At 71.3% G+C, this 12,898-nt stretch carries 16 protein-coding genes; all 16 read left to right on the top strand.

Translation table 11 applies throughout. The annotated features are described in order from the left end of the window. Positions 1-44: 44 nt before the first annotated feature. The 16 genes from A7B18_RS01680 (at position 45) to A7B18_RS01605 (ending at position 12,835) form a co-directional block, all read left to right on the top strand. The gene (locus tag A7B18_RS01680) at positions 45-2,585 is read left to right on the top strand and encodes a heavy metal translocating P-type ATPase (RefSeq protein WP_102124928.1); all 2,541 of its coding nucleotides are present in this window, start codon (positions 45-47) and stop codon (positions 2,583-2,585) included. A gap of 3 nt (positions 2,586-2,588) precedes the next feature. Next, positions 2,589-2,846 (top strand): glutaredoxin family protein, encoded by a 258-nt coding sequence (locus A7B18_RS01675; RefSeq protein ID WP_102124927.1) that lies wholly within the window; start codon positions 2,589-2,591, stop codon positions 2,844-2,846. Positions 2,847-2,887: 41 nt separating this feature from the next. Next, a complete protein-coding gene (locus A7B18_RS01670; protein WP_245872695.1) occupies positions 2,888-3,574 on the top strand; it encodes a ZIP family metal transporter in 687 nt (228 codons plus the stop codon). Further along, a complete protein-coding gene (locus A7B18_RS01665) occupies positions 3,571-4,122 on the top strand; it encodes a signal peptidase II (RefSeq protein WP_245872694.1) in 552 nt (183 codons plus the stop codon). Before A7B18_RS01670 ends, A7B18_RS01665 begins: the two co-directional genes overlap by 4 nt. Beyond that, positions 4,119-4,619, top strand: coding sequence for a thioredoxin-like domain-containing protein (locus A7B18_RS01660; protein WP_102124925.1), 501 nt, complete (start codon positions 4,119-4,121; stop codon positions 4,617-4,619). The genes A7B18_RS01665 and A7B18_RS01660 overlap by 4 nt, the downstream gene beginning before the upstream one ends. Next, on the top strand, positions 4,589-5,233 hold the full coding sequence (locus tag A7B18_RS01655) for a DUF305 domain-containing protein (RefSeq protein ID WP_102124924.1): 645 nt from the start codon (positions 4,589-4,591) through the stop codon (positions 5,231-5,233). The genes A7B18_RS01660 and A7B18_RS01655 overlap by 31 nt, the downstream gene beginning before the upstream one ends. Beyond that, positions 5,226-6,116, top strand: a complete 891-nt coding sequence (locus A7B18_RS01650; protein WP_102124923.1) for a cation diffusion facilitator family transporter — start codon at positions 5,226-5,228, stop codon at positions 6,114-6,116. Before A7B18_RS01655 ends, A7B18_RS01650 begins: the two co-directional genes overlap by 8 nt. Next, positions 6,113-6,766, top strand: coding sequence for an SCO family protein (locus A7B18_RS01645; RefSeq protein ID WP_102124922.1), 654 nt, complete (start codon positions 6,113-6,115; stop codon positions 6,764-6,766). Before A7B18_RS01650 ends, A7B18_RS01645 begins: the two co-directional genes overlap by 4 nt. 35 nt (positions 6,767-6,801) lie before the next feature. Then, positions 6,802-7,164 (top strand): ArsR/SmtB family transcription factor, encoded by a 363-nt coding sequence (locus tag A7B18_RS01640; protein ID WP_102124981.1) that lies wholly within the window; start codon positions 6,802-6,804, stop codon positions 7,162-7,164. Positions 7,165-7,178: 14 nt separating this feature from the next. Further along, positions 7,179-7,580, top strand: a complete 402-nt coding sequence (locus tag A7B18_RS01635) for a hypothetical protein (RefSeq protein ID WP_245872693.1) — start codon at positions 7,179-7,181, stop codon at positions 7,578-7,580. A gap of 46 nt (positions 7,581-7,626) precedes the next feature. Then, a complete protein-coding gene (locus A7B18_RS01630) occupies positions 7,627-8,514 on the top strand; it encodes a cation diffusion facilitator family transporter (protein WP_102124920.1) in 888 nt (295 codons plus the stop codon). 56 nt (positions 8,515-8,570) lie between these two features. Continuing rightward, positions 8,571-10,043, top strand: a complete 1,473-nt coding sequence (lnt, locus tag A7B18_RS01625; RefSeq protein ID WP_245872692.1) for an apolipoprotein N-acyltransferase — start codon at positions 8,571-8,573, stop codon at positions 10,041-10,043. Positions 10,044-10,291: 248 nt separating this feature from the next. Further along, complete coding sequence (locus tag A7B18_RS01620; RefSeq protein ID WP_102124918.1) at positions 10,292-10,546, top strand: glutaredoxin family protein; 255 nt, start codon at positions 10,292-10,294, stop codon at positions 10,544-10,546. 292 nt (positions 10,547-10,838) lie between these two features. Beyond that, positions 10,839-11,315: a DUF6328 family protein gene (locus A7B18_RS01615; protein ID WP_102124917.1), complete on the top strand. Its 477-nt coding sequence runs from the start codon at positions 10,839-10,841 to the stop codon at positions 11,313-11,315. Further along, the gene (locus A7B18_RS01610; protein WP_219722081.1) at positions 11,312-12,505 is read left to right on the top strand and encodes an NRAMP family divalent metal transporter; all 1,194 of its coding nucleotides are present in this window, start codon (positions 11,312-11,314) and stop codon (positions 12,503-12,505) included. The genes A7B18_RS01615 and A7B18_RS01610 overlap by 4 nt, the downstream gene beginning before the upstream one ends. Positions 12,506-12,553: 48 nt before the next feature. Continuing rightward, positions 12,554-12,835, top strand: coding sequence for a hypothetical protein (locus A7B18_RS01605; RefSeq protein ID WP_102124916.1), 282 nt, complete (start codon positions 12,554-12,556; stop codon positions 12,833-12,835). Positions 12,836-12,898 lie beyond the last annotated feature (63 nt).

The following is a 12,898-nucleotide window of genomic DNA, read 5'->3' as shown; positions in this document are numbered from 1 at the left end:
TGAACAGACTTACATATGAACGCCCACTCAGGTATACTGAACCCATGACGGCCTCACCCCCCCGCCCAGATGCCCCTTTGCCGGAGACCGCTCACCTGACCTACTTCGTGGACGGGATGGACTGCGCGAGTTGCGTGCAGAAAGTCGAGCGCATGATGGCCACGCTGCCCGGCGCGAGCGGCGTCAAAACGAGTTTCAACAAGCAGACGCTCGACCTGGACCTCGACGAGACCCGGACTTCACGCACGACCCTGGAACGAAATCTCCAGGCGCTGGGCTACGCGCCTGAATTGCTGAGCCGTGCCGCCCCCCCCACCCCGATGGAGGACCTCTCCCACCTGACCTACTTCGTGGACGGGATGGACTGCGCGAGTTGCGTGCAGAAGGTCGAACGCATGATGGCCACCGTGCCTGGCGCGAGCGGCGTGAAGACCAGCTTCAGCAAGCAGACCCTGGAACTCGACCTCGACGAGCGCCAGACCCCTCGCGCCCTGCTGGAGCGCAACCTGCAGTCCCTGGGCTACACCCCTTCCCTGCAGGGAGGAGCGGCCTCTCCGTCCGCCGCCAAGAGCCACGAGGGCCATGACCACGCGGGGCATGACCACCACGACCACGATCACGGCAGCCACGATCACGACCACGGGGGTCATGGTCACACCCACGAGATTCCCAAACCGGGTCAGCCCTGGTACGCGACCGGGCAGGGCAAGCTGGTCGTGACCTCCGGCGTGCTGCTCGCCCTGGCCTGGCTGTTCGGCTTTATCGAGCCTCAATTCGCCACCGTCGGTTTTATCGCCGCGACTCTGCTGGGCGTGTGGCCGCTGGCGAAGAAGGCGGTGGCGAGTGCCCGCTTCGGTGACTACTTCAGCATCAACACGCTGGTGAGTCTCGCCGCCATTGGCGCCATCCTGATCGGCGAGGCGGCCGAGGGCGCCGTCGTCGTGTTCTTCTTCGCGGTGGGAGAACTCCTGGAGGGCGTCGCCGCCGGGCGGGCCCGCGCCGGGATTCAGGCGCTCGCGGCGCTGGCTCCCAAGACGGCCCTGCTGGTCGAGGGCCAGGGCACCCGCGAGGTGCCTGCCGACGCCCTGCGGGTCGGGCAGACCGTGCAGGTGAACCCCGGGGCGCGGGTGCCCGCCGACGGCACCATCCTGAGCGGCACCTCCAGTCTCGACGACAGCCCCGTGACGGGGGAGAGCGTCCCAGTCGTGAAGAGCGCCGGGAACACCGTCTACGCGGGCAGCATCAACACCGACGGGGTGCTGACCGTGCGGGTGGACAAGGCGGCCAGCGACAACACCATCGCCCGGATCATCCATATGGTCGAGGAGGCCGAGGGCAGCAAGGCGCCCACCGCGCGCTTCATCGACCGCTTCAGCCGGTACTACACCCCGGGGGTGGTGGCGGTGTCCGCCCTGGTCGCCTTGGTTCCGCCCCTGTTCTTCGGTGCCCAGTGGCACCCCTGGCTCTACAAGGGGATCGCCCTGCTGCTGATCGGTTGCCCCTGCGCCCTGGTGCTGAGCGTGCCCGCCGCCATCACCAGCGGCATCAGCGCGGGAACCCGCCGTGGGCTGCTGATCAAGGGCGGGGCCGCGCTGGAGAGCATCGGGAGCGTCAAGACGGTCGCGTTCGACAAGACCGGGACGCTGACCGCCGGGAAGCCGCGCGTGACCGACGTGGTGGGGCAAGACCAAGGCGAGGTCCTGCGCCTCGCCGCCGCCGTGGAGTCGGGCAGCAGCCACCCGCTGGCCAAGGCCATCACCGACGCCGCGAAGGGGAGCAAGCTCACCCTCCCCGCCGCCGTGAACGCCCAGGCCATCCCGGGCAAGGCCGTGACCGCCACCGTCGAGGGCCGCACGCTGAGCGTCAGCTCCCCCCGGTACGCCGCGACCCTGACGACCCTCCCCGCCGACCTGAGCGCCCGCATCGAGACCTTCGAGGGGCAGGGCCGGACCGCCGTGGTGCTGCTGGACGGGCAGGCCCCCCTCGGCGTCATCGCCATCCGCGACGAGCCGCGGCCCGACGCCCGGGAGGCCGTCGCGCAACTCCGCGGGCTGGGCGTGCAGACCGTGATGCTCACCGGGGACAACGCCCGCACCGGGCAGGCCATCGCCTCCGACTTGGGCATGGACGTGCGGGCCGAACTGCTGCCTGAAGACAAGCTGCGCCTGATCGCGGACTTGAAGGCCCGGGGCGGGGTGGCGATGGTGGGGGACGGCATCAACGACGCCCCCGCCCTGGCCCAGTCGGACGTGGGCATTGCGATGGGCGGCGGCACCGACGTGGCCCTGGAGACCGCCGACGCCGCCCTGCTGCGTGAGCGGGTCACCGGCGTGGCGGACCTGGTGGCGCTGTCCCGGGCGACCATGCAGAATATCAAGGTGAACATCGCCTTCGCGCTGGGCCTCAAGGCGATCTTCCTGGTCACGACCCTGCTGGGCTACACCAACCTGTGGATGGCGATTCTGGCCGACACGGGCGCCACCGCCATCGTTACGGCGAACGCCCTGCGCCTGCTGCGCTGGAAGGGGAGTGGTCCCGCCGCCCCCCGCAGCGTCACCGCCGCCCCGACCCCCAGCCGGGCCTGAACCATGCTCGAGATCACGCTCTACACCGTCCCGAACTGCGCGGACTGCCAGGCCATCAAGCGGCTGCTGATCCACCAGGGCGCCACCTTCACCGAGAAGAACGTGCGCGGGGACCCGCAGGCCCTGGCCGAGATGCAGGCCAGGGCTCAGGTCCGCATCGCCCCCGTCACCGTCATCGGCGAGCAGGCCTTTTACGGTCCCTTCGACGACCAGCGCCCCCAGATTCTGGCGGCCCTGCGGGGAGAGAGCGCCCCCTCTTGAGCGTTCTCACCGCGCAAATCCTGTCTCTTACGCTGATTCCCGTGGCAGCCACCATGTTCGGCGGGGTGGCCGCCACCTTCCGGACGCCGGGCGAGCGGCTGCGTTCCTTCGTGCAGCACTTCGCCGCGGGCGTGGTGTTCGCCGCCGTGGCGGGCGAACTGCTGCCGGAGATCATCCGGGGCCACCAGCCGCTCGGCGTGGTGATCGGCTTCTCGCTGGGCGTGGGCCTGATGCTCGTCATCCGGCAACTGGCCGAGCGCCTGGAACGTCCGGCAGCGGGCGGGCCCGCCCCAGGTGGGAACGTCGGGCTGGTGACCGTGGTCGGCATCGACGTGCTGATCGACGGCCTGCTGATCGGGGTGGGCTTCGCGGCGGGCGCGCGGGTCGGCACCCTGCTGGTGGTGGCCCTGACGCTGGAACTGCTGTTCCTGGGCGTCTCGGTGGCCTCCAGCCTGGGGGAGTCCGGCACGCCCCGGGGCCGCACGGTCCTCACCGTGGCCGGGCTGAGCCTGCTGGTGATCGTGGGCGCGCTGCTGGGCGGGTCGCTGCTCCAGGGGCTGAGCGGCCTCGCCCTGGAGATCGTGCTGTCCTTCGGGGCGGCGGCCCTGCTGTTCCTGGTGACCGAGGAACTGCTCACCGAGGCGCACGAGGTGAAGGAGACGCCCCTCATCACCGCCGCCTTCTTCGCGGGCTTCGTGGCCCTGTACCTGCTGGAGCTGGCGTCGTGAGCGTGGGGTCACGCGGGTGGCCGCTGGCGGCGATCCTGGCCCTGCTCGCCCTGGAGGGGCTGCTTAAGCGCTGGGCGGTGGCAAACCTGACCCCCGGCGTCGACCGGACCCTGCTGCCGGGCGTGCTGCACCTGGACTTCACCCTGAACCCGGGCATGGCCTGGGGCATGCTGGGCAGCTTCCCGGCCCCCCTGGCGATCCTGCGCCTGCTCGTGGGGCTGGTGATCGTGGCCGCGCTGCTGTCGGGGCGCCTGGGCCGCGCCCAGCGCTGGCCGCTGGCCTTGATCGCGGCAGGGGCCCTCGGGAACGCCCTCGACGGCCTGACACGCGGCGCGGTCGTCGATTACCTGACCTCACCGCTGCTGGACGCCGTGTCCGGGACACTCGGCGGTGGACGTTTTCCCATCTTTAACCTGTCGGACATGCTGGTCTGCGCCGGGGTCGCCGGGTTGCTGCTGCAGGCCGGGTGGAGAGAACGCCGGGCGCACCACGACGGACCTCCCGCCCCTGAGTCCCGTGCTTCCACTCACACCAAGGAGAACCCATGAAGAGAATGCTGCTGCTGACCCTGCCCGTGCTGCTCGCCGCCTGCTCCCAGGGGGGCGGCGACATCGAGGGCGTCCAGACCTTCAAGAATGAGGGCGGCGCCCACCAGGAGGGCCGGGTCAATTACGCCCAGACGCCCCCACCCGGTGGCGCGCACAACCCCGCCTGGCAGAACTGCGGGGTATACAACCGACCCCTCTACGACGAGTACGCCGTGCACAGCCTGGAGCACGGCGCCGTGTGGCTCACCTACAAACCGGGGCTGCCTGCCGAGCAGGTCGAGGCCCTGAAGCGGGTGGTGGACGGCCGCACCTACACCCTGCTCTCCCCGCACGAGACGCAGACGGCGCCATTGGTCCTGACCGCCTGGAACGCCCAGCTCAAGGTGCAGGACGTGAACGACCCTCGCGTGAAACAGTTCCTCCAGAAGTACGAGCAGGGGGGCGAGGCCCCGGAGGTTGGAGCGTCATGCAGCGGCGCGTACAGCGGCACCGTCTGATCCTGGGCGGCGTGGCGGGGCTGGCCCTGCTCGGCGGCGCGCTGGCCCTGGCCTGGCCCCGTCCCCCCGCCGAGGGCAGCGCGGACGTGACCTTTGCCCGCGACATGAGCGCCCACCACGCCCAGGCGGTCGAGATGAGCGTCACGATGGTCAAGCGCGCGGCGGACCCGGCGGTGAAACTCCTCGCGCAGGACATCCTGCTCACCCAGCAGGCCCAGATCGGGCAGATGCAGGGCTGGTTGATGGCCTGGGGCCGACCCCTGGCCGGAACCGAGGCGCCGCTGGCGGGGATGGACCGGACGGGCATGGGCCTGGCGACCCCCCAGCAGGTTCAGGAACTCGCGTACCTTCCCGTGGGTGTGGCCGAGCGGCAGTACCTCCAGGTGATGCGGCGGCACCACCAGGGAGGCGTGGCGATGGCACGGTTGGCCTTGCGGGACCTGAACCGGCCGGAGGTGCGGGCGTTCGCCGGGCGGGTCGTGACCGCGCAGACGTCGGAGATCGGGGCCATCGACGCACTGCTCGCCAGGCGGGGCGTTCGGCCGCCGACGCCGACGACGGCCCCAAAAGACGAGGCGACCGCAACCCCAATGGACGGCATGACCCATGAGTGAGCATGGGCACAGCCACGGGGCAAGTGCGAGCGCCCGGCAACTCACCCTGGCCCTGGGGCTGACTGGCACCTTTCTGGTCGTCGAGGTCATCTACGGCTTCCTCTCGGGCAGCCTGGCGCTGCTCTCCGACGCCGGGCACATGCTCACCGACGTGATGGCGCTGGCCCTCTCCCTGTTTGCGATCCGCATCGGGCAGCGCCAGGCCGACCGTCGGCGCACCTTCGGGTACCGCCGCGCCGAGATCCTGGCGGCGGCCGTGAACGCGGGGGCGCTCTTCGCTATCGGGATGTACATCCTCTTCGAGGCCTACCGCCGCCTGCGCGAGCCGGTCGAGATCCAGAGCACCACCATGCTGATCGTGGCGGTGCTGGGACTCTTGGTGAACGTGATCAGCGCCCGCATCCTGGTGGGCGGCAGTCAGGGCAGCCTGAACGTGAAGTCCGCCTACCTGGAGGTGCTGAGTGACCTGCTCGGCTCGGTCGCGGTGATCATCGGGGCCCTGCTGATCCGCTTCACCGGCCTGACCTGGATCGACCCCGTGCTGGGCGCGCTGATCGGCCTGTGGGTGCTGCCGCGCACCTGGACGCTGCTGAAGGCCAGCGTGAACGTGCTGATGGAGGGCACGCCCGAGGGGCTGGACCTGGACGTGCTCCGGGCGGATCTCGCGGCCCTGCCGGGGGTCGCCGAGGTTCACGACCTGCACGTCTGGAGTGTGACCAGCGGCGAACACAACCTCACGGCGCATCTGGTGGTGCCCGGACCCGAAGGCGGCCTGCTCGCCCAGGTCCACGAGGTCGCCGAGCGGCACGGCATCGAGCACAGCACCGTACAACTGGAACCGCCCGGCGCCCACGCCGGGCACGAAGGACACCTCCATCCATGAACGACGTGACCCTCCCCTCTCCCACCCAACCGGCGAGGCGCCCCGTCTGGCAGTCCCTGCTCTGGGCCCTGCTGGCCGTCGGCCTGCTGCTGGGCGGCGTGTGGACCTACGCCCGGCTGAAAAGCCCCTTTCCCTTCTACGGCACCGTGTACGACCCGCAGACAACCGCGCCTGCCTTGACGGGCACCGGGGAGGACGGCCGACCCTTCGCCCTGAGTTCGCTGCGGGGTCAGACGGTCGCCGTGTTCTTCGGCTTCCTGCACTGCGCGAACATCTGCCCGACCACCCTGGCCTCCCTGGAGCGGGTGCGCCAGGCCCTGCCGGAAGCGGAGCGGGCCAACTTCCGCACCGTGCTCGTGACCCTCGACCCCGCCCGGGACGACGTGAAGAAACTGCGCGAGTACGTCCGGTTCTTCAGCTCCTCCGCGAAGGGCGTCTTTCTCCCGGAGCCTGATCTCGGCGACACCGCCGCCGCCTGGGGGGTGGGCTACCAGAAATCCGACGTCAAGAGCAAGACGACCTACCAGATCAACCACACCACCGGCGTGTACCTGATCGACCGCGAGGGACGGCGGCGCCTGGTCTGGGACTACACCCAGCTCACGAACACGGACCGCGTGGCGGCGGATGTGCGGGAGGTGATGCGGTGACGGTGCTGCCCGCTGCCCTGCGCTATGGTCAGGACATGAGAACCGCTTCTCAAGACGACGTGTGCGAAGTGACCTGCGTCCACCCCGAGGCAGTCGCCCGCGCCCGCGCCACCCTGCCCGATGCGGGGTGCATCGAGGACGCCACCGCCCTGCTCAAGGTCGTGGCCGACCCCACGCGATTCCGCATTCTCAGCGCCCTGAACACCGAGGAGCTGTGCGTGTGCGACCTGGCCGCCGTGGTGGGCATCAGCGAGAGCGCGGTCAGCCACCAGCTTCGACTCCTGCGGGCCCACCGACTGGTGACCTTCCGCAAGGAGGGCCGCATCGTCTACTACCGCCTGCTCGACCAGCACATCAACAGCCTGATCGGCGGGGCGGTGGACCACGTGCGGGAATGAGGCCCGTCTTCATCGTGCCGGCCGTGGTGCTCATCGGGCTGCTGGGTCTGGGCGGGTGGTGGTTTGCCGTGGAGCGGCGCTGGCAGGGGGACCTGTACTGCATCGAGCGGCCAGGCACGCTCTGGAACGGGCTGGCCCCCCTGCCAGCAGGTCTGATTCCGGAGTGCCCGACGTACAGCCGCACGTACCGCCAGGAAGTCCGGCAAGGCGTCAGCCGCATCGAGCAGTACCGACTGCCCGGCTGGCACCCCAGGGCCCTGCTCGACCCCTTCAAACGCGCCGGGTATCAGCAACTGACGGACGACGCCCTGCCCGGCAATTACTCGGCGTTCCTCAACAAGGGGGGCGACCTGTTGCAGTACCACGCCACCCGGGAGGGGGACACCACCCTCATCGCCATCAGCGGCAAGCCGTAGCCCCAACCCGGTCACACCTGCCCGCCCGTCTTCCACGAGGTTGACTTTGGACCGTACCCTCCGACTGGCCCAGTACAGCCTGCTGCTGGGCCTGCTGATCCTCGCGCTCAAGGCGGGCGCGTACCTGCTGACCGGCAGCGTTGCGCTGTACTCCGACGCGCTGGAGAGCATCATCAACGTCGTCGCCTCTGCGGCCGCCCTCTTCGCGCTCTCGGTCGCGCGCAAGCCCGCCGACGCCGACCACCCCTACGGCCACGCCAAGGCTGAGTACTTCTCGGCCGTGTTCGAGGGCGTGTTGATCGTCCTGGCCGCCGTCAGCATCATCTACAGCGCCTACCAGGACCTCAGGGCCCCGAAGCCCCTCGAAGCGCTGGGACTGGGTCTGCTCGTCTCGCTCGGGGCGACCCTGCTGAACGCGGGCTACGGCACCTACCTCGTCCGCAGCGGGCGGCGGCTGCGCTCCCCCGCCCTGGTCGCGGACGGTCAGCACCTGCTCACCGACGTGGTGACCAGCGGGGGGGTCCTCGTCGGCCTGGGGCTGGTGGCGCTGACCGGCTGGACGGTGCTCGACCCACTCATGGCGATGTTGGTGGCCCTGAACATCCTGTGGGTGGGCGGGCGGCTGGTGCGGTCGTCCGCGCGCAGCCTGCTCGACGAGGCCGCGCCGCCCGAGACGCAGGCCTTGATCCGCCGCCTGGTGGCCGAGCACGCCGACGGCGCCCTGGAGGCGCACGACCTGCGCACCCGCCACGCGGGCCAAGTCACCTTCATCGACTTCCACCTGGTGGTCCAGGGGCACCTCACGGTGGGGCAGGCCCACGCCATCTGCGACCGGCTGGAAGGAGTGATTGAGCGGGAGGTGCCGGGGAGCGAGGTCACCATCCACGTGGAGCCCGAGGGGGCCGCCCAGCACCGGGGGGTGCTCGTCCTCTGACCCGGTGGAGAGCCTCGCCCCACCGAGCCCGGTTCCTGCTGGCCCTGCTGGCGGGGGTGGCCCTGTCGTTCGCGTTTCCGCCTTCCCCGCTCGCGTGGCTCGCCCCGCTGCCCCTGGCCTGGCTGTTCCGGGCGGTGGCCGCCCCCCCGCCGCGAGGGGCCTTCGCCCTGACCTTGACCTTCGCGGCCGGCTTCTTCGGGGTGCTGCTGCTGTGGTTGCCGGGCAGCCTGACGCCCCTCTTCGGTCCCGGCGTGGCGGCGTTGTACCCGATCTTGGTGGGGCTGCTGGCCCTGACCTGGGCTGGAACGGCGGCCATGACCCGCCGGGTGATGGGCCCCGCCACGCTCTGGGCCCTGCCGTTCGCGTGGACGCTGCTGGACGCCGCGCGCGCCCTGGGACCGTTCGGGTTCACCTGGGGCAGCCTGGGGTACGCCTTCGCGCCGACCCCACTCGTGCAGCTCGCCGATCTGGGCGGCCTCGCGCTGGTGGGGCTGCTCGTCGCGTTGACGGCGGCGGCCCTGGCGGACGGGCGACCCCGCGCGCTGCTGGGCGGCGCGGCGCTGCTGTCCCTGGGCCTCGCTTACGGGCTCACCCGGCCTCCCGACCCACCGGGCAGCGCGCGGGCACTGCTGGTCCAGGGCAATATCGATCCGCGGGCCAAGGCTCAGGGGCGCACGACGGATGAATTGGGGCGTTACCTGACCCTGACGCGCTCAGGCCTGACGGCGGGCCCGGCGCGGCTGGTGGTGTGGCCGGAGACGGCCGCCCCGGCCGCGCCGAGTTCTCCCGAGGTGGCCCGCGCGCTGACGGCCCTGAAGGTGCCGCTGCTGCTGGGCGCCCCCACCGAGGAGGACGGGTACCGCAACAGCGTGTACGCTTTTGAGGAAGGCCAGGTGCGGGGCCGGCAGGACAAGGTGCGGCTGGTGCCGTTCGGGGAGTTCTTTCCGGGCCGCAAGGCGCTCGACGGAGTTTACCGGGCCCTGTTCCGCGCCCTGGGGTTGCCGGCGCTGACGGGCACCGTCCCCGGACGCACGCTGGCGCCGCTGGTGGTGGGGAACCTGCGGGTGGGGGCGCTCATCTGTTACGAGTCGACGTTTCCGGCCTTCGCCCGCGCCCAGGTGCGGCGCGGCGCGCGGGTCCTGGCCGTGGTATCGAACGACGCCTGGTTCGGGCCGTCGGTGGGCGGCGAGCAGCACTTCCAGATGGGGCGCGTGCGGGCCATCGAGACCCGCCGCTGGCTGTTGCGGGCGGGCAACGACGGGGTGACGGCGGCCATCGCCCCCTCCGGGCAGGTCACGGCCCGGCTGTCGCGAGGGGTCGCCGGGGTGCTGCCCGTGTCCTTTGCGGAGGCCGGGACCTGGACGCCGTACGTCCGGTGGGGGGAGTGGGTCGCGGCGCTGAGCGCGCTGGTCCTGCTGGGTCTGTGGCTGGGCACGCGCGGGTCCAGGACCAAGCGGCGGGTCGGGCGCAGGTCCCTCGCTGAGTGGTGGCCGGTCATCAACAGGAATTCCTCCCGGAGCGGGGGTTGAAGGCTGCCCAAATCGCCCCCAACCCTTCCAAACTACTGTACATCTGCACAAATATTCATATAATGCGGCGTGCTTCAGGTTCCTCTCCTTCGTCGAACAGAGCCGACCTTCCAGGAGGTGGAGGCGCGCGGGGTGAAGCGCTGCCTGCCCCGGACCCTGCTCCTTCCACGGGGCTTGCGCCGGATGGAGCCGCCGCGCCCCCGGGGGTTCCACGGGGGTGGGGGCAAGCGGGTGGGCGGGGGGCCGACATGACCACGGTCACCGTGTACACGACGGGAGCCTGCGCGACCAGCCGGGCGGTGGGCGCCTTCCTGACCCGTCACGCCATTCCCTTCACGGAGAAGAACGTCAACCACGACCCGCAGGCGCGCGCGGAGCTGTTGGCGCGTGCCGACGTGTCCTCGCTGCCCGTCACCCGGGTCGGCGACCAGATGTTTTCCGGGACCTTCCGGGACCAGCGCGAGGGCATCGCCCGCGCCCTCAGGCTGACGGGGGGACGGTGAGCACGCGGGCCGGGGCGACCTCGCGGTGTGGGTCCCTTCCGGGGAGCAGCCCTCCCCGGGGGCGGCCCGCGCCCGCCCGTCCCCCGGCGGGTCCGAGGGGGTCGAACACCGCCGTGAGCTCGGCCCGCGCCCGGTGGGCAGCGTACAGTCCTGACCACCTTCCCGCCGTCGTGTTGACGGTGGAGCGCCCCGCTGGGGCACCCGGGGCGGCGTCTGGGGCCGAGCGCTTCCCTTCCCCCACGGCGACCTTCCCTCCGGGCCTCACCGTGCTGGCTCCGGTGGAGCCGCCGGCATGACGTCACGAGAACCGCCGGCGGGTCCCTCCACCCACGACCCCGGATCCCTCGACGACCTGTTGCAGGAGACGCGGGTGCTGCTCACCGGCGCGCAGGTGCTGACCGCCTTCCTGATCACCGTGCCGTTCAGTTCGGGCTTTGCACGGCTGGTGGCCACGGAGCGCGGGGTGTACGGGGCCACGTTCCTGAGCGCGCTCGCCAGCCTGGTGCTGTTCACCTCGGTGGCGGCGTACCACCGCCTGAACTGGCCGCTGCGGGACCGGCCGCGCTTCAAGCGTTTCGCCACCCGGGTGGTCGTCGTGGGCCTGGTCCCGCTTTCCCTCGCGCTCGTGCTGGCGACCCACCTGGTGCTTCAGCCGCTCTTCGGAACCCTGTGGGCCCGCCTGGCGACCGGTCTGGTGGGCCTGCTGATCGGGGGGTTGTGGTGGGTGCTCCCGCTCACCAGCAGATTGCACCGGAAGTCGCCCGCATGAACGATTCCACCGCTTCCCCGTCTGCCTCGCCGGAACCGTGGAAGACCGCACGGCGGCCCGCCTTCGGGCATTCGCTGGGTCCCGGCCTCGTGATCGGCGCGTCGGACGACCGTCCCAGTGGCCTCGCCACCTCCTCCCAGGTGGGCGCGCAGTTCGGGTTCGGACGGCTGTGGACCCTGCTGTTCTCGTCCCCCCGGATGACGAGCGCCCAGGAGATCAGCGCCCGCATCGGGCGGGTCACGGGGCACGGGTTGGCCGGCACCACCCGGCGCCACTTCCCCGCCGGGGTCCTGTACGCCGTGACCCTGGTCCTCGTGGTCGTGCCCACCCTCCACCCTGGGGCGGACATCGGCGCGATGGACGCGGCCCTGCTGGACGCGGCGCTGTTCGCCCGGCTGTCGGCGGGGTTGCCGGTGGTCGTGCCGTACGCGCGGGACCTCCGGGCGCTGAAGTGGCTCACCGTCAGGCTGTTCGCCTCCGTGGTGAGGGTGCCCTGGGGCGAGGCCCTGAGGGCCACCGTGTGGCCGCGGCTCGCGCCGGGGACTGGGGGGCTCAAGGGGTTGCTCGTGGTGCCGGACACGACCATCAGCCCGTACCTGTTCTTCTGGCAGGCGTCGCGGGAGGTCCGCGCCCATGCTGGCGAGGCGCAGTTGCGCCGCGCCCTGGACCAGGCGGAGGCGCCGGAACTGCGCCTCCGGATCGACACGTTCCTCGGCCTGGCCTGTCCGAACCTGGTGGCCTTTTTCATCATCCTGACAGCGCCGATCACGCTGCACGCTAGTGGCCGGACGGACATCCAGATGGCGGCGCAGGTGGCCGAGGCCCTGAGCCCGGTGGCCGGGCGGCTCGCCTTCAGCCTGTTCGCCCTCGGCATCATCGGCGCCGGCCTGCTGGCGGTGCCGGTGCTGGCCGGGGGGGCTGGAGCGCCGCCCCCTCACCGCGCGCGGCTTTTCTGGGGTGCTGGTGGGCGCGACGCTGCGGGGCTTCGATCCCCTCCGGGCGCTGGACCGGGCGGCGATCATCAACGGGTGGTGGCCGCGCCGGTCATGGCCCGGACAATGCTCCTCGCCATCCGCCGGGACGGGCTGGGCCGCTTCACCCTGCCCCCGCGCTTGCAGGTCCTGTGCTGGCTCACGGCGACGGTGAGGTTGCTCGTCGCCCCGGGCCTGTTCGTGACGTGGGGGCGGTGAGGGCATGCCGGGGTCCATCTGCCGGGTGCCGCGTGGCGGGAGGCCCGGGTGAAGGGGAGAGCCCGGCGGCAACGTCAGGCCGAGCGGCTGCGCCTCGCGGTCAGCCTGTCCGACCTGGCGGTCGGTGCGGTCCTGGCCCTCGGGGGCCGCGTCGGGAGCGGCGCGATCTTCTACGCGCTGGGCACGGTGCTGCTCGCCGGGCGGCTGTTCGGCTCGCCCGCGCCGTCGGACGACCGGTACCTGCGGCTGATGACCCTCGCCCTGCTGCTCAACGCCGCGATGCTGGGCAAGGGGGTCCAGTGGCTGCTTGCCGGGGGTGCCGGACCGTGACCCGGGTCGGGCCGCAGCCCTGGCTCCGAGGGCGCACCGTACCGTCGGGAAGCCGTCTCGTTC

Origin of the sequence: Deinococcus planocerae, from assembly GCF_002869765.1 — a bacterium.
In the GTDB taxonomy this organism is placed as follows: domain Bacteria; phylum Deinococcota; class Deinococci; order Deinococcales; family Deinococcaceae; genus Deinococcus; species Deinococcus planocerae.
The sequence above is the reverse complement of the archived record's forward strand: the minus strand, read 5'-3'. Positions and strand labels throughout refer to the sequence as shown.

Excerpts from the sequence above, each read along its gene's own strand:
- A7B18_RS01675 (WP_102124927.1), top strand. The coding sequence starts at position 2,589 with ATGCTCGAGATCACGCTCTACACCGTCCCGAACTGCGCGGACTGCCAG.
- A7B18_RS01650 (WP_102124923.1), top strand. The coding sequence starts at position 5,226 with ATGAGTGAGCATGGGCACAGCCACGGGGCAAGTGCGAGCGCCCGGCAA.
- A7B18_RS01645 (WP_102124922.1), top strand. The coding sequence starts at position 6,113 with ATGAACGACGTGACCCTCCCCTCTCCCACCCAACCGGCGAGGCGCCCC.
- A7B18_RS01610 (WP_219722081.1), top strand. The coding sequence starts at position 11,312 with ATGAACGATTCCACCGCTTCCCCGTCTGCCTCGCCGGAACCGTGGAAG.
- A7B18_RS01640 (WP_102124981.1), top strand. The coding sequence starts at position 6,802 with ATGAGAACCGCTTCTCAAGACGACGTGTGCGAAGTGACCTGCGTCCAC.
- A7B18_RS01680 (WP_102124928.1), top strand. The coding sequence starts at position 45 with ATGACGGCCTCACCCCCCCGCCCAGATGCCCCTTTGCCGGAGACCGCT.
- A7B18_RS01655 (WP_102124924.1), top strand. The coding sequence starts at position 4,589 with ATGCAGCGGCGCGTACAGCGGCACCGTCTGATCCTGGGCGGCGTGGCG.
- A7B18_RS01660 (WP_102124925.1), top strand. The coding sequence starts at position 4,119 with ATGAAGAGAATGCTGCTGCTGACCCTGCCCGTGCTGCTCGCCGCCTGC.
- A7B18_RS01615 (WP_102124917.1), top strand. The coding sequence starts at position 10,839 with ATGACGTCACGAGAACCGCCGGCGGGTCCCTCCACCCACGACCCCGGA.
- A7B18_RS01620 (WP_102124918.1), top strand. The coding sequence starts at position 10,292 with ATGACCACGGTCACCGTGTACACGACGGGAGCCTGCGCGACCAGCCGG.